The organism is Polaromonas sp. P1_E11 (genome assembly GCF_056405995.1).
In genome coordinates this window covers 1-15,596 of record NZ_JBFUBA010000003.1, presented here as the reverse complement: position 1 = coordinate 15,596, position 15,596 = coordinate 1, and the positions used below count along the sequence as shown (strand labels likewise).

The following is a 15,596-nucleotide window of genomic DNA, read 5'->3' as shown; positions in this document are numbered from 1 at the left end:
TCTGTACAGAAAAGGTAGCTGGGTTGTGCGTCGTGTCTTTACAAGTCTGTTGATACTGATATTTCTCGGCGCCCTGTTGTCGTTTGGTGCGGCTTTGTGGTGGCTGAACGAGCCGATTCCGCTGCGGCTGGCGCCCGGCAGCCAGGTGGTGGACCTGGAAATCGAACCCGGCACCCCTGCCAGCGGTGTGGCCGACGTCATCGTGGCCAGCGGCGCCGATGTGCCTGCGATTTTTCTTCACGCCTGGTTCCGCCTTTCCGGCCAGGGCCGGTTGATCAAGGCCGGCAGCTACGAGCTGGCACCCGGCACCAACCCGCAAAAGCTGCTCAGCATGCTGGTACGTGGTGATCAGGCCCTGAAAAGCATCACGCTCGTCGAAGGCTGGACCTTCAGCCAGGTGCGCGCAGCGCTACAAAAAGCGGAGCAGCTTGCGCCCGACACGCTTGGCCTGGCGCCCGAAATCATCATGCAAAAGCTGGGCAGGCCGGGTGTGCACCCCGAAGGCCGGTTCTTCCCCGACACCTACACCTACGCCAAGGGTTCCAGCGACCTGGCCGTGCTCAAGCGCGCGGCACGGGCCATGGACAAGCGGCTGGACGCGGCCTGGGCACTGCGAAGCGCCGACACACCGCTGAAAACCCCTGACGAGGCCCTGATCCTGGCCAGCATCGTCGAAAAGGAAACCGGCAAGCCGTCGGACCGGGCCCAGATCGGCGGCGTTTTCACCAACCGGCTGCGCCTGGGCATGCTGCTGCAGACCGACCCCACCGTGATTTACGGGCTCGGCGACAAGTTCGACGGCAACCTGCGAAAACGTGACCTGCTGGCCGATACGCCTTACAACACCTACACCCGCACCGGGTTGCCGCCCACCCCCATCGCCATGCCGGGCAAGGCTGCCCTCCTGGCTGCCGTGCAGCCGGCACCGACCAAGGCCATTTATTTTGTGGCGCGCGGCGACGGCACCAGCCATTTCAGCAGCAGCCTGGATGAGCACAACCGCGCGGTCAATAAATACATCCGCGGTCAGTAATAACTATGGCCCCCACGCTTGTCGCTTCGCGTACTACGCTGCCCCCCGAGGGGGCGCTGCGCCTGCGGCCCGGCAAAGCCGGTTCCGCGGCCCTGGCTTGCATGTCACTTTCGCTCAGTTGGTGGCCTGGCGTTACGCGAACGACATCATGAGCAATAGACCTCTGAGCGGCCTCTTTATCAGCTTCGAAGGCATAGACGGCGCTGGAAAATCCACGCACATCGCCAGCCTGGCCGATGCCTTCAAGGCCGAAGGCAGGGCGGTGACGCTGACACGCGAACCGGGTGGTACGCCGCTGGCCGAAAAACTGCGCGCCATGGTCCTCAATGACGCCATGGATCCGCTGACCGAAGCCTTGCTGATTTTTGCCGCACGGCGCGACCACATCGTCAATGTGATTGCGCCGGCGCTGCTGCGCGGTGACGTGGTGCTGTGCGACCGTTTTACCGACGCAACCTTTGCCTACCAGGGGGCAGGGCGCGGTTTTGACCTGAAGCTGCTCTCAACCCTGGAGCGTTGGGTGCAATCCGACGAAGGGCTGCTGGGCGACCCCGCGGGCAACTCTCCCATGAAGCCTGAGGTGGAAACCGTGATCGAGCCGCATTTGACGGTGTGGTTTGACCTGGCGCCGGAAGAAGCGGCCCGGCGGCTGGCCGGTGCGCGCCTGCCGGACAAGTTCGAGGCGCAGCCGGTGGCGTTTTTTCGCCGTGTCGCGCAAGGCTACGCGGACCGCCAGAAAAATCACCCGGAGCGTTTCGCCCGCATTGACGCATCAAAAAGCCGCGACGAAGTCTGGCAGGCCGTGCAGCAGGTGTTTATCGCCAAAGGCTGGTTGTCATGAGCGTTCTGGATACTTTGCCGGCGACGGCCGGGTCCAGCAACCCGCGCCTTGCGCCGTGGCTCCAGGCCCAGCTTGAAAGCCTGCTGGCCCAGCGCGGCCATGCGTGGCTCCTGAGCGGACCGTCGGGTTTAGGGCAGTTTGAACTGGCGCTGGCACTGGCGCGGGCCTGGCTTTGCGAAGAAGCCACGCCGCAGGGGGCCTGCGGACACTGCGGCAGTTGCCACGCAGTAGATGTGCACACGCATGCAGACCTTTGCATGCTGATGCCCGAAACCCTGTCGCTGGCGCTCGGCTGGCCGCTTGACGAAAAAACGCAGGACGACCTGGACAGCAAGAAACGCAAACCCAGCAAGGAAATCAAGGTCGATGCGGCGCGCGAAGCCGTTTCTTTCACCCAGTTCACACGGTCACGCGGCACCACCAAGGTGGTGCTGGTGTTCCCGGCCGAGCGCATGAACAACGTCACGGCCAATACCCTGCTCAAGACACTCGAAGAGCCTCCAGGCGCTGTCAAGTTCGTCCTGGCCACCGAGGCAGCGCACCAGTTGCTGCCCACCATCCGCAGCCGGTGCCTGGGCCACACCATGGTCTGGCCCGACTTTGGCCAGGCACTGGGCTGGCTCCAGCAGGAAATCACGCTGGCAGGTGACAGCGCCGGTAGCACCAAAAAAGCCGCGGCAGCGCCAAAAGCCGCTGAATTGCAAACCTTGCTGGTGGCCGCGGGCGGGCGACCCGCCGACGCGCTGAGCTGGGCACAAAGCAATCCGCCCGCGGAAGCCGCCCAGCATTGGCAGGCCCTGCCCAAAGCCATGGCGCGCGGCGACGTTAGCGCGCTGTCGGACTGGGCGCCAGCGCAGGCGGTGGATGCACTGCAAAAGCTTTGCCACGATGTACTGGCTGTGCGCATGGGTGCGGCACCGCGGTTTTTTCACGCAGGCGACCTTCCGGCGGCCCTTCCCGCTGCGGCCGGCAAGACGGGGAACGGGGTTTACGCCCTGGCAAGCTGGTCCAAAGAGCTGGCGGCTATTGCCCGCACGGTTGAACACCCCTACAACCCGGGCCTGATGCTCGAATCGCTGGTAAGCCGGGCCCGCACAGCGCTGAATGCGAAATAGACCCAAACCGTTTCTTTTATGCTGCAATTGCAGACGCCGCAGCAGTCAAACCGATAAACTAGCGCCATGAGCACACCACCGCCCGCCAGTTCACCCGCAGCCGCCACCGCCCGACCCAGCGTTGTCCAGTTGGCGATCAAGGAAAAAGCAGCGCTTTACGCCGCCTACATTCCCTTGTTCACGGAAGGCGGTGTTTTCATTCCGACTGCGCGCGACTACAAGCTGGGCGACGATGTTTATGTCCTGCTGACACTCCCTGAAGATACGCAGCGCTATCCGGTGGCCGGCAAAGTGGCCTGGGTCACACCCGCAAGGGCGGCCGGCAACCGCACGCAAGGCGTCGGCGTCCGGTTCCCGTCAGACGAAAAATCCCGTCTTCTCAAGCTCAAGATTGAAGAAATCCTCGGCGCCCATCTGGCGTCCGACCGCCCCACACAGACCATTTAGGCCTTGCCGAACGCAGCCTGCCACACCGGCAAGCGCCGTGGCTGCTATGGTATTTATAGCTGCTCGCGCACGGCCAAAAAGGCTTGCAGCCTGTTTTGATACCTAACCCTGTACCGCAATGTTTACTGACTCCCATTGCCATTTGAGCTTTCCGGAGCTTCAGGCCCAGTTGCCGCAAATCCGCCAGGCCATGCAGGCCGCCCAGGTTGACCGGGCGCTGTGCATCTGCACCACCCTGGAAGAGTTCGAAACTGTTCACGGGCTGGCCACGGCCTACGACAATTTCTGGGCAACCGTCGGCGTGCATCCCGACAACGAAGATGTCCGGGAACCCAGCCTGGACGACCTGCTGACGCGCGCCAGCCTGCCCAGAGTGGTCGGCATTGGCGAGACCGGGCTCGACTATTACCGGCTGGGTGACCGGACCGTGGCGGACATGGAATGGCAGCGGGAGCGGTTTCGCGTGCACATCCGGGCGGCTCGCCAGACCGGCAAGCCCCTGGTGATTCATACCCGCAGTGCTTCCGACGACACCATCGCCTTGTTGAAGGAAGAGGGCGGTAGTGCTGGAGAAGCGGGCCGAGCCACTGGAGTTTTTCACTGCTTTACCGAAACCCAGGCGGTGGCCCGCGCCGCGCTTGACCTCGGGTTTTACATCTCTTTTTCCGGCATCCTGACCTTCAAGAACGCGGCGGATTTGCGGGAGGTGGCCCGATTTGTCCCACTGGACCGCATGCTGATTGAGACCGACAGCCCCTACCTTGCGCCCATGCCGTACCGCGGCAAAACCAATAATCCTTCGTATGTTCCCCTGGTGGCCAAGCAGATCGCGGAACTCACCCAACAACCCATCCAGGCCATTGCAGAGGCCACCAGCCGAAACTTCGAGCAGCTTTTCAGCGGGGTTAAAACATGAAAAACAACTTCATAAGTTACTTTAAGAAAGCAATCATTGCCTTTGTTTTTTATGGACTTTCTTCGGCAAATGCGGGGTCGTACGATGATTTTTTCATCGCCGTCAAGCGCGACGATCCTCGCACTATTCAGGCACTGCTGCAGCGGGGGTTTGACCCCAACACACCTGACCCAAAAGGCGAGCGTGGGCTCTTTCTCGCGCTGAAGGAGCCATCGCTCAGAGTAGCGCAGGTACTGGTTGACTGGCCCAAGACCGACGTCAACACCCTCAACGACAAAGGGGAAAGCGCACTCATGCTGGCCGCCCTCAAAAACCATCAGGGCCTGGCTGAGAAGCTGGTCAAGCAGGGCGCCGACGTCAACAAGACCGGCTGGACGCCGCTGCATTACGCCGCCAGCGGCGGGCACCTGGGCATCATCAGCCTGCTGCTGGAAAACAGCGCCTATATCGATGCCGAGTCTCCCAACGGCACCACGCCGCTGATGATGGCAGCCATGTATGGCACCACGGAAGCAGTGCGTCTTCTGCTGGAGGAGGGCGCCGACCCGCAACTCAAAAACCAGCTGGGTTTGACTGCCCTGCAGTTTGCCCAGCAAGGCAACCGGCCCGACGCCGCAGCAGCGATCACAGCAGCCCTTCGCGCAAAAAAGCCTGCCGGAACCTGGTGAGTCGACCTGCCAGGCGCATGGGAAGGTTGTGGTGTGATGTGGCGGCGCCGTCTGACTTGACGCAGCCCACATATGACATATGCTTTCAACTGCGTCTCTGATCCGGAGCGTGCAGGGAGAAAATCATGACCTCATTGAAATGCGCAGTGGCACTGTCCTTAACGGCCTTGGTCGCACCGGCCATGGCGTGCTACACCGTTTTTAGCCCCGGCAACCAGATCGTTTATTCCGGTGAGGCGCCGCCCATAGACATGAGCTACCAGATCCACGAAAAACTGCCCGCAGTCTTTCCCAGTGGCCATCTGATTTTTGACATGAGCACCAATTGCCCGTCGGTAGACGTGCGCCGTGCCGTACCGCAACTCACCAATGTCGCGCTTGTAACGGCCGCACCAGCGTCCAGACGAGAACGTCAGATGACGCGCGCCCAGCGCGAACGCGCGCTCGATTCCCTGACGAAATGAGCACGAGCGGTATGCCGCTTTAGTTTGAATTCCGCGTGGATATCAACTGCTTGCGTCGCGGTCGGGTTGGACTGGTTCCCACACCCAACGCCATTGACGCAGCGCAGTTCGAATCTGCAGCACAGCGACCACTGAGCCTATCTGCAAGCCACGCAGCGAATGGCTGGAAAACATCAACCATCGAGGGTGTGCGATGCGCTTCACTTCACAGGCCTCTTAAGCAAACCCTCCCCTAATCGGAGGGTTTTTTTTCGTCTTGGCTGACCTACATTTGGCCCACTGACTCGCCCAGATTACCACTGGATCAAGACTGCGAGTTTTCCCTTCACCCTTGGAGAAAATATGTCGCACAAAACCCTGCATCGCGTGCTCACCGCCCTTACCCTCACATTGGCCGCGCTGTTAACAACAACGCAGGCCATCGCCGCCCCTAAAACGGGCGGCAAGAACGAAGCCGTCAAACCCGCGCCGGTAGGGCTCCCACCGTTCTGCACCATGCCGCCCGCGCAACCCGACGAGCCACCCACTTTCTGCCCTAGCGGCTCGAAGGTGGCTTATCTTGCCTGGGTGTCTGTATGGGCTTGTTGCAGCCGCGATCCCTACAACTCTTAGCCTTCCAATACATCCGCATCGTTCTCGCCTAGCGAGCCACGATCTTTGTGATGTTAAGCAAACCCTCCCCTAATTGGAGGGTTTTTTTACGACTGCATGCGCGATACTCCTGCGCATATGACTCTCTCTTTCGATTCCGTAGACTGGATTATCGGGCTTACCATGATCATCGGTAGTGCTCTTATGCTGCTAGTAGGTCTTGCACTAGCCGGGCGACCCGTCATAGGGCTTGTCTGGGCAGTATTGGGCACTGGACTTGCGATCGGAACTGCTGCAGGAGTTGATTTGTTGCTTCAGTCCTTTGCCAGCGAATTGTTCTGGAGTGATGGAGGGCATAAGCGCAACGCGATGCGGACATTCCTGCCTTTTAGCCTTGGGATGATCATTGGCATAGGGGGAACCGGATTGTTGCTTGTTTGGCTTGATAAATACGACTACCAAGGCGCGTCGGAATAGCCAACGGCAGCTATCGGCCAGAAGCGGACCTTCGACATGACATCTCGCTTTTTTTCTGTTGATTTCAACGAACTCATAGAACACGACCTCGTGATGCTGTCCCAAACTGATGACAGGGCGGACGTGACGGGTATATCCGTTGCCCTCGTGCAAGGGCTACAAGTCGAAATTCAAGAGGAAAATCTATATAACGACGGCCTCCACGAAATACTCTTTGCCCGAGGAATTGTTGAGGCCAATACAACCGGCACCTGGTCACACGTTAAGTGGCTCTGCCGGATTGACTCCGCAGGAATCACCAATTTAGTTGGCGATTGATATTCCACGATCAGTAAAACGAGCTCGTTATGAATACTCTGTCTCATAATCGCTGTTGAAATCACACCACGATCTTTGTGATGTTAAGCAAACCCTCCCCTAATCGGAGGGTTTTTTTACGCCCAATCGTTTTTATCCGATGAGTAAATCGGAAGGGCAGAGCAGGGAAGTCTAACGGGGGATGGGATCGCGTGCACGTGCATCACCTCGCCGACGACACCTGTAAGATTATTTATCCTTGGAGTTGATGAATGAAGACGATAGCCCTCTTTATGCTGACCGCGCTTGCCGAAATCGTTGGGTGCTATCTTCCGTACGTTTGGCTGTCCCGAGGTGGTTCCATTTGGCTATTGGTTCCAGCTGCGCTGAGCCTAGCCCTATTTGCTTGGTTGCTGACACTGCATCCTGCGGCGGCTGGGCGTGTGTATGCCGCCTACGGAGGCGTGTACATAGCCGTTGCACTGGCTTGGTTGTGGGGCGTAGATGGGGTCCGTCCGACGACGTGGGATTTTGCCGGCGTCGCGATCAGTCTGACCGGTATGGCTGTCATCGCCTTCCAGCCTAAAGCACTCTAGCCGCAGCAGCCGCGCGCTTCAGATGAACTTGGCTTGCCGTTGCTTAAGTCCTTGAGAATCGTGCACTTCGGTGCCGGTCCACCGACACATCCGGTTGAGCAGGCCCGCACAAACTTAGACAAGCTTCTTTCCATATTTTGAAGCTCGGCCAGCTTGGCCTGAACAGCGGAGAGATGAACCTGGGCGATATCCCGAGCCTCAACGCAATCACTTGTATCGCTGGTCGAAAGCACAACCAACGCCTTTGTGCTTTCAATTGAAAATCCAAAATCTCTACAGTGCCGGATCAAGGTTAGGACGTGCTGCACCGGCTCTGGATAGATACGATGGCCGCTGGGACGCCTGGCGGCAGGAGCGATGAGTCCGACCTGCTCGTAATAGCGGATTGCAGAGACCGCAAGCCCGGTGCGTTCGGCAAGTTCGCCGATAGTTATTTCCCTGTGAGCCGGTGGATTATTCATCGATTTCTCTTGCATCTCAAGTTACTTGAGGTTTTACATTGAGTGTACGGGAATCAACCCGGCAATACATTCACGGAGAAAACATGAACTTAAAAAAACCGGTCCTCGCTGCAATTGGTGTTGCTGGTGCCTGCGCAGTGTGCTGCGCAATACCTTTGGCAACTCCATTGATAGCCGGACTCTCTGCAGCAGGCATAACCTCGCTGCTTACTTGGGGAGCGCTCACACAAAACGGCGTAATACTGGCGGTATCCGTCGGACTGGTTGCGTCGATATTTGCTGCAGGGGTGTGGCGCTGGTATCGCTTCCACAAGACGCCTGCTTGTAGCGTCGACATGGAATCAACTGCGAAAGCTCACAGCGACGGCAAAGCATCTCGTGCGAGGTGTGGTTGTTCCTGAGCTAGCCGCGGAAACCTTCATATTCCACGATGTATATTATGTTAAGTAATAAATACAGCCGATCAGAGTGGTAGCTACCTTTGGCTAAAGCACGCTTTTCGCCCCATCCCTCTTCGACCTGCCTCTCGAGCTATTGTTCATCCATGGCTTTTGCTTCCACTCGCGGCTGGCTCACCATAGCCAGGAGAGATTCGATGTCTGCGGGTTTCACCACATGGTGGTCAAAACCCGCTTGTTGGGAGCGGAGCCGGCTTTCGGCTTCGCCGTAGCCGGTCAAGGCAATCAGCAGCGTTGTTTTCGATTCGGGGCGACTGCGCAGCTGGCGGGCAACTTCAAAGCCGTCCAGGCCGGGCAAGCCGATGTCGAGGATGACTACGTCCGGCACAAATTCCCGGGCGATATCGAGCGCTGACGCACCATCATTCGCGATCCTCACATTAAAACCTTCCAGTTCCAGCAACACTTGCAGCGTTTCTGCGGAAGCGCATAAATCGTCGACTACAAGGATTTTTCGGGGAGCAGCAGGCGCCGGTTTGACGGCCGGCGGCGCAGCCACCACAGGGAGACCGGCATCGTTGCCTGAAATCCTCGCCGGAAAATAAAGGGATATCCGACTTCCCATGCCTTTGCCTTCGCTATAAGCCTCCACTTTGCCGCTGTGCAACTCGACCAAATGCTTGACCAGTGTCAAACCGATACCCAGGCCGCCTTGCGCGCGGTCCAGGGCCTGGTCGCCCTGGGCAAAAAGGTCGAATACGTGCGGCAGGAAGTCGGGCTCTATGCCCTGACCGTTGTCTGACACGAACAGGGTGACGCCCTCTTCCTGCAGCGAGGCGTTCAGCTCGATCTTTCCATGCTGATCCGTGAATTTGGAGGCATTGTTCAGCAGGTTTGAAAGTACTTGCGACAAGCGCACCAAGTCGCCCTGGAGCACCACGGCTTCAGCTGGAAGACGGACAGTCAATTCCTGATTCCTGGCTGTCAGCAGCGGGCTGCTGGCCTCCACTGCATGCTCGCACAATGTCGAGAGCAGGACCGGCTCCATATGAACCGTCACCTTGCCCCTGACGATCCGCGAGACGTCCAGAAGATCATCGATCATTCGCGACATGTGATCGACCTGCCGTGCAATGACATCACGCGCCCATGCAACCTTCGGGTTAACTACATGGGAACTGTGAATGATGTGCACTGCGTTCCTGATCGGTGCCAGCGGATTCCTGAGCTCGTGCGCCAGCATGGCAAGGAATTCGTTCTTGCGGCGATCCGCTTCCTGAACCAGCGTATAGAGTCTGGCGTTTTCCATGGCAATAGAGGCACGGCCCACCACCTCGCTGAGCAGGGCGGCATCCGCCTGCTCAAAACCACCGGCCTTGCCGAACAGGATGAGTGCGCCCAGCATCTGCTCACGCGCGACCAGCGGACAAATCGCCATCTCCTCATGGTCCGCCGGCAACTCCGGCCAGGCAGGCTGCTGGGCTGCCGCGGAGGCCGTCGACGCCGCGCACAACTCCGTTGAGGGCAGAAACGCTATTTTCCGCGAGAGCATGGCGCTGCGGACCGTCGCCGCCATGGGGGCGCTCAACTCGCGATGGCATTCGAGTACGACAGGGCCCGCCGAGGGGTCCGGGCCACCCGCAATCTTGAGGCAGCGGCAGTGCAGCTCGCCATGGCTGTCCAGCAGGGCGACGGCCGCCATGGCGCCCAGGTCCGGTACGGCGATATCCGCCAGCGCTTGGGCAGTGGCATCGATATTGAGGGACATGGACAGGCGTTGGCTGGCATCCGACAGGAAGGCGGCGCGGCGCGTGGCATCCTCGGCCGCGGTGCGTGCCGCCTCGGACCGCGCCAGCGCCTCGCGCTCGACGGCCTGCTGCTGAAGCTGCCGGTTCATGCGGTGAAGGTCGACGAAAACCTTGACCTTGGAGCGCAACACCCCTGGCACGACAGGCGACGAGATGTAGTCCACAGCGCCCAGCGCGTAACCCTTGGCGGCCTGGTCCTCGTCCACATAGGCCGTGATGAAAACAATGGGCGTTTGCGCCGTCTTCTTGTACTGCCGGATCATGCTGGCGGTTTCCAGCCCATCGATGTCGGGCATGTTGACGTCCAGCAGGATGACCGCAAACTCCATCTGCAGGATGAGGCGCAGAGCCTCCCGGCCCGAGCGGGCACTGACGATGTTTTGCCCCAGTTCTTCCAGGATGCTACGCATGACGACATGCTTTTCCGGCAGGTCGTCGACGATCAGGATGTTGACCAGGTCCGGATTCAGCATGTTTGCCGGCTCCTGCGGCATGAGGACGGCGCTCACCGGGGCAACCAGGCACGCAGCACGGCCAGCAGGTTTTCCGTATTGACGGGCTTGGAGAGGTAGTCCCAGGCGCCGGCCTCTATGCATTTCTCGCGGTCCCCCTTCATGGCCTTGGCCGTGACAGCGATCATGGGCAAGGTCTTGCCGGCCGGCAGCTTGCGAATCTCCTGCATGGTGACCAGTCCGTCCATCACAGGCATCATGATGTCCATCAGTACCACGCTAAGCTGCGGATCGGAGGCGACTTTGGCGATGGCATCGTGGCCGTTGTCAGCCCAGACGATGTCCATGCCCTCCCCCTCCAGCACGGTGGCCAGAGCGAAGATATTGCGCATGTCATCGTCGACAATCAGTACCCTTTTCCCCGCGAGTGACTTGTTGGCATCGTGGAAGTTTCTCAAGGTGCTGCGCTGCCTGTCCGTCATGCGCGCCTCGCTTACATGCAGGGCATGCAAGGCCAGATCTATTACCCGGGGGACAGACCTGGCTTCGCGGAAAAAATAGCCGTCGTGTGACTGCCAGGCAGGCTGAAGCTGCGCATCGATCATGCCTTCACGCCAGACCACCATCTGCAGCGGCCCGAGCACCGGGGCTGCGGGCGAGGCATTTCGCAAGCGGTCGAACCCGTTTGCCAGTGACGCCTCATCAATCACGGCGCATTCCAGGCGGGCAAAATCTTCAGATTTCACGTCCGCCAGTGACGGCACCGCCAGGCACTGAACATAGCTGCCGCTCAGCAAGCTGGTGACCTCGGCACGCAAGGCTTCATCCTTTAGCGCAACAAGCACGTGCCGCACCGGGCGCGACACATAACGGTGCAGCTGATCCAGCATTTCGTCGAGAACCTCCTTGGCCGGGATCGGTTTCTCGATGAATGCCATGGCACCGGATCGATAGGCGCGCTCCTTGGAATCGTCGGTGGAGATCACGCAAACCGGAATATGCCTGACGCTGAAGTCCTGCTTGATGCGCTCGAGCACGCGCCAGCCCTCCATGTCGGGAAGATGCATGTCCAGCGTGATGGCCGAAGGCTTGTACTCGGCGGCAAGCGTGAGGGCGCGGGCCCCCAGCGGCGTCACCAGGCCCTTGAACCCCTTGGCCCTTGCGGCATCGAGCAAAAAGCTGGCAAAGGCCAGGTCATTTTCCACAATCAGGAGCACAAAGTCGCCAGGCTGAATGGTGTGCCGGTCGTCCGCAGCCTCATCGGCCGCTGAGTGCGTGTCCAGAGACAGCACGGAATCATCGAAGGCGACTTCCAGCTTCTCGAAACCCAGGCGGCTGATCGGCGCGGTCGGCTCGAAGCGCTGCTCGGCGCTGCTGCCCGGCTTGCGCGCTCCGCGCGTCGAAGCGTAGACCAGCGGCAGGTAGAGCACAAAGCTGCTGCCTTCTCCCGGCGCGCTGGACAGGCGTATTTCGCCGCCCAGCAGGCGCGAGAGTTCGCGACTGATAGCCAAACCCAGACCGGTACCGCCGTACTTTCGGCTGGTACTGCCGTCAGCCTGCTGGAAGGCTTCAAAGATGATCTGCTGCTTGTCGGCGGAGATACCGATACCTGTATCAGTGACGGAAAACGCCAGCACCTGCTGCGCGCGGTTGAGTTCCTCGTTGTCCGGGCTCCAGCCGGTAAAGGCTTCTTCTATCGCCAGGGCCACATGACCCTGGTGCGTAAATTTGAAGGCGTTGGACAACAGGTTTTTGAGAATCTGCTGCAGGCGCTTGACGTCGGTCACCATGGAAACCGGCAGCTGCAACCCGGTGGTGATCAGGAAATCCACATTCTTGGCTTCGGCCACATGGCGGAAAGTGCGCTCCACATACATCTGCAGGTCGGACAGCCGCAGCTCGTTCACATCCACGACCACCGTGCCCGACTCGATCTTCGACAAGTCCAGGATGTCGTTGATCAGCATCAGCAGGTCGTTGCCGGAGGAATGAATGGTCTTGGAAAACTCCACCTGCTTGTTGGTCAGGTTGCCTTCCGAGTTCTTGCACAGCTGATCGGACAGGATCAGCAGGCTGTTGAGCGGCGTGCGCAGCTCATGCGACATATTGGCCAGAAACTCCGACTTGTACTTGGACGTGAGCGAAAGCTGCTTGGCCTTTTCCTCGAGCGCCTGACGGGCCTGCTCGACCTCCTGGTTCTTTCGCTCCACCTCGTCGTTCTGCTGGACCAGCAGATGGGCCTTTTCCTGCAGCTCCTCGTTGGTCTGCTGCAGTTCTTCCTGCCGGCTTTGCAGCTCCTGTGCCAGGGACTGCGACTGGGTCAGCAAGTCCTCGGTGCGCATATTCGCTTCAATCGTGTTGATCACGATGCCGATACTCTCCGTGAGCTGGTCCAGGAAAGCCTGGTGAGTCGGGTTGAATCGCTCGACCGAGGCGAGTTCCACCACACCGCGAACCTGGCCTTCGAAGATGATGGGCAGCACCAGGATGTCCATGGGCGCAATTTCGGTCAGGCCCGAAGATATCTTGAGCCCCTGCGGCATGGAGGAGGTCAACAATATCTTTTGTTTGTCGTAAGCGCACTGCCCCACCAGCCCCTGTCCCAGGTCAATTTCCTTGCCGTAAGCGCCCTGCCCGTCAGACGCGTAGCTGGCCATGAGGCGCAGGCGCGGCCTCTCGTGCGTGTAGCTCAGCACATAAAACTCCGCCTGCTGCGCGCCAACCACCGGTGCCAGCTCCGAGAGAATCAGATGCCCTACGGCCACCAGGTCTTTCTGGCCCTGCAGCATCCGGCTGAATTTGGCGAGATTGGTTTTGAGCCAGTCCTGCTCGGTATTGACCTGGGTCGTGTCCTTGAGGTTGCGGATCATTTCATTGATCGTGTCTTTCAACGCCGCCACCTCACCGAGTGCCTCGACCGTGATCGACCGCGTCAAGTCACCTTGGGTCACGGCGGTGGCCACCTCGGCGATGGCGCGCACCTGGGTCGTCAGGTTGGCAGCCAGCTGGTTTACGTTCTCCGTCAGGCCTTTCCAGGTGCCGGCGGCTCCGGGAACCTTGGCCTGGCCGCCCAGCTTGCCTTCCACGCCGACCTCGCGCGCCACCGTGGTTACCTGATCAGCGAAGGTGGCCAGGGTGTCAGTCATGCCGTTGATGGTATCGGCCAGCGCGGCGATCTCGCCCTTGGCTTCCACGGTCAGCTTGCGCTCCAGGTCGCCGTTGGCCACGGCCGTCACCACGCGCGCAATGCCTCGCACCTGGCTGGTCAGATTGCCAGCCATGAAGTTGACGTTGTCAGTCAAATCCTTCCAGGTACCGGCTACACCTTGCACATCGGCTTGCCCGCCCAGTTTGCCTTCGGTACCCACCTCGCGGGCCACCCGCGTCACCTCAGAGGCAAAGGACCGAAGCTGGTCCACCATGGTGTTGATGGTATTCTTGAGCTCCAGAATCTCGCCCTTCACGTCCACCGTGATCTTCTTGGAGAGGTCGCCGGCTGCCACGGCCTTGGTCACGTCGGCAATGTTTCGCACCTGTGATGTCAGGTTACCGGCCATGAAGTTGACGTTGTCGGTCAGATCCTTCCAGGTACCGGCAACGCCCTGCACATCGGCTTGCCCGCCCAACTTGCCTTCAGTACCCACTTCTCGTGCCACCCGCGTCACCTCAGAGGCAAAGGACCGCAGCTGGTCCACCATGGTGTTGATGGTGTTCTTGAGCTCCAGAATCTCGCCCTTCACGTCCACCGTGATCTTCTTCGAAAGGTCACCGGCCGCCACAGCCGTCGTCACTTCGGCAATATTACGCACCTGCGCCGTCAGGTTGGAGCCCATGGAGTTGACCGAATCGGTCAAGTCCTTCCAGGTGCCAGCCACGCCCTGCACATCGGCCTGCCCGCCCAGCTTGCCTTCGGTACCCACCTCGCGCGCCACACGCGTCACTTCAGAGGCAAAGGACCGCAGCTGGTCCACCATGGTGTTGATGGTGTTCTTGAGCTCCAGAATCTCGCCCTTCACGTCCACCGTGATCTTTTTGGACAGGTCACCGGCCGCCACAGCCGTCGTCACCTCGGCAATGTTGCGCACCTGGCCGGTCAGGTTAGATCCCATGGAGTTGACCGAATCGGTCAAGTCCTTCCAGGTACCGGCCACGCCCTGCACGTCGGCCTGCCCGCCCAGCTTGCCCTCGGTGCCCACTTCTCGTGCCACCCGCGTCACTTCAGAGGCAAAGGACCGCAGCTGGTCGACCATGGTATTGATGGTGTTCTTGAGCTCCAGAATCTCGCCCTTCACGTCCACCGTGATCTTTTTGGACAGGTCACCGGCCGCCACGGCCTTGGTCACCTCGGCAATGTTGCGCACCTGGCCGGTCAGGTTGGAGCCCATGGAGTTGACCGAATCGGTCAAGTCCTTCCAGGTACCGGCTACGCCCTGCACATCGGCCTGCCCGCCCAGTTTGCCCTCAGTACCCACTTCTCGTGCGACTCGCGTTACTTCGGATGCAAAAGACGAGAGCTGGTCCACCATGGTGTTGATGGTGTTCTTGAGCTCCAGAATCTCGCCCTTCACGTCCACCGTGATCTTTTTGGACAGGTCACCGGCCGCCACGGCCGTCGTCACCTCGGCAATGTTGCGCACCTGGCCGGTCAGGTTAGATCCCATGGAGTTGACCGAATCGGTCAAATCCTTCCAGGTGCCGGCTACACCTTGCACATCGGCCTGCCCGCCCAGCTTGCCCTCGGTGCCCACCTCGCGTGCGACTCGCGTTACTTCGGATGCAAAAGACGAGAGCTGGTCCACCATGGTGTTGATGGTGTTCTTGAGCTCCAGAATCTCGCCCTTCACGTCCACCGTGATCTTCTTGGAGAGGTCGCCGGCTGCCACGGCCTTGGTCACGTCGGCAATGTTTCGCACCTGTGATGTCAGGTTACCGGCCATGAAGTTGACGTTGTCGGTCAGATCCTTCCAGGTACCGGCAACGCCCTGCACATCGGCTTGCCCGCCCAACTTGCCTTCAGTACCCACTTCTCGTG

14 protein-coding genes are annotated in these 15,596 nt (G+C 59.8%); 11 read left to right on the top strand and 3 right to left on the bottom strand.

Features of this window, described 5'->3' with window-relative positions:
• Positions 1-25: 25 nt before the first annotated feature.
• From mltG to AC1D11_RS13785, 11 genes are all read left to right on the top strand, one after another.
• Positions 26-1,033 carry an endolytic transglycosylase MltG gene (mltG, locus tag AC1D11_RS13835; RefSeq protein ID WP_477649816.1) on the top strand — a complete coding sequence of 336 codons (1,008 nt, stop codon included), beginning with the start codon at positions 26-28 and terminating at the stop codon, positions 1,031-1,033.
• A 148-nt stretch (positions 1,034-1,181) separates the two neighbouring features.
• Positions 1,182-1,874, top strand: a complete 693-nt coding sequence (gene tmk / locus AC1D11_RS13830; RefSeq protein ID WP_477649815.1) for a dTMP kinase — start codon at positions 1,182-1,184, stop codon at positions 1,872-1,874.
• On the top strand, positions 1,871-2,989 hold the full coding sequence (locus AC1D11_RS13825; protein ID WP_477649814.1) for a DNA polymerase III subunit delta': 1,119 nt from the start codon (positions 1,871-1,873) through the stop codon (positions 2,987-2,989). The genes tmk and AC1D11_RS13825 overlap by 4 nt, the downstream gene beginning before the upstream one ends.
• A gap of 66 nt (positions 2,990-3,055) precedes the next feature.
• A complete protein-coding gene (locus AC1D11_RS13820) occupies positions 3,056-3,436 on the top strand; it encodes a PilZ domain-containing protein (protein WP_477649813.1) in 381 nt (126 codons plus the stop codon).
• A gap of 118 nt (positions 3,437-3,554) precedes the next feature.
• Positions 3,555-4,352, top strand: coding sequence for a TatD family hydrolase (locus tag AC1D11_RS13815; protein WP_477649812.1), 798 nt, complete (start codon positions 3,555-3,557; stop codon positions 4,350-4,352).
• On the top strand, positions 4,349-5,020 hold the full coding sequence (locus AC1D11_RS13810) for an ankyrin repeat domain-containing protein (RefSeq protein WP_477649811.1): 672 nt from the start codon (positions 4,349-4,351) through the stop codon (positions 5,018-5,020). Before AC1D11_RS13815 ends, AC1D11_RS13810 begins: the two co-directional genes overlap by 4 nt.
• Before the next feature lie 125 nt (positions 5,021-5,145).
• Positions 5,146-5,484: a hypothetical protein gene (locus tag AC1D11_RS13805; RefSeq protein ID WP_477649810.1), complete on the top strand. Its 339-nt coding sequence runs from the start codon at positions 5,146-5,148 to the stop codon at positions 5,482-5,484.
• Between the two features lie 342 nt (positions 5,485-5,826).
• Positions 5,827-6,096: a hypothetical protein gene (locus tag AC1D11_RS13800; RefSeq protein ID WP_477651319.1), complete on the top strand. Its 270-nt coding sequence runs from the start codon at positions 5,827-5,829 to the stop codon at positions 6,094-6,096.
• Between the two features lie 117 nt (positions 6,097-6,213).
• On the top strand, positions 6,214-6,552 hold the full coding sequence (locus AC1D11_RS13795) for a hypothetical protein (RefSeq protein ID WP_477651460.1): 339 nt from the start codon (positions 6,214-6,216) through the stop codon (positions 6,550-6,552).
• Between the two features lie 36 nt (positions 6,553-6,588).
• Positions 6,589-6,870, top strand: a complete 282-nt coding sequence (locus AC1D11_RS13790; protein ID WP_477649807.1) for a hypothetical protein — start codon at positions 6,589-6,591, stop codon at positions 6,868-6,870.
• A gap of 251 nt (positions 6,871-7,121) precedes the next feature.
• Positions 7,122-7,445 (top strand): YnfA family protein, encoded by a 324-nt coding sequence (locus AC1D11_RS13785; RefSeq protein WP_477649806.1) that lies wholly within the window; start codon positions 7,122-7,124, stop codon positions 7,443-7,445.
• On the opposite strand, the gene AC1D11_RS13780 is transcribed toward AC1D11_RS13785, so the two are convergent.
• The 3 genes from AC1D11_RS13780 to AC1D11_RS13770 form a co-directional block, all read right to left on the bottom strand.
• Positions 7,442-7,921, bottom strand: coding sequence for a MerR family transcriptional regulator (locus tag AC1D11_RS13780; protein ID WP_477649805.1), 480 nt, complete (start codon positions 7,919-7,921; stop codon positions 7,442-7,444). The genes AC1D11_RS13785 and AC1D11_RS13780 overlap by 4 nt on opposite strands.
• A gap of 516 nt (positions 7,922-8,437) precedes the next feature.
• Positions 8,438-10,585, bottom strand: a complete 2,148-nt coding sequence (locus tag AC1D11_RS13775; protein ID WP_477649803.1) for a response regulator — start codon at positions 10,583-10,585, stop codon at positions 8,438-8,440.
• Positions 10,586-10,617: 32 nt separating this feature from the next.
• A complete protein-coding gene (locus tag AC1D11_RS13770; RefSeq protein WP_477651459.1) occupies positions 10,618-15,588 on the bottom strand; it encodes a hybrid sensor histidine kinase/response regulator in 4,971 nt (1,656 codons plus the stop codon).
• Between the last annotated feature and the right edge of the window lie 8 nt (positions 15,589-15,596).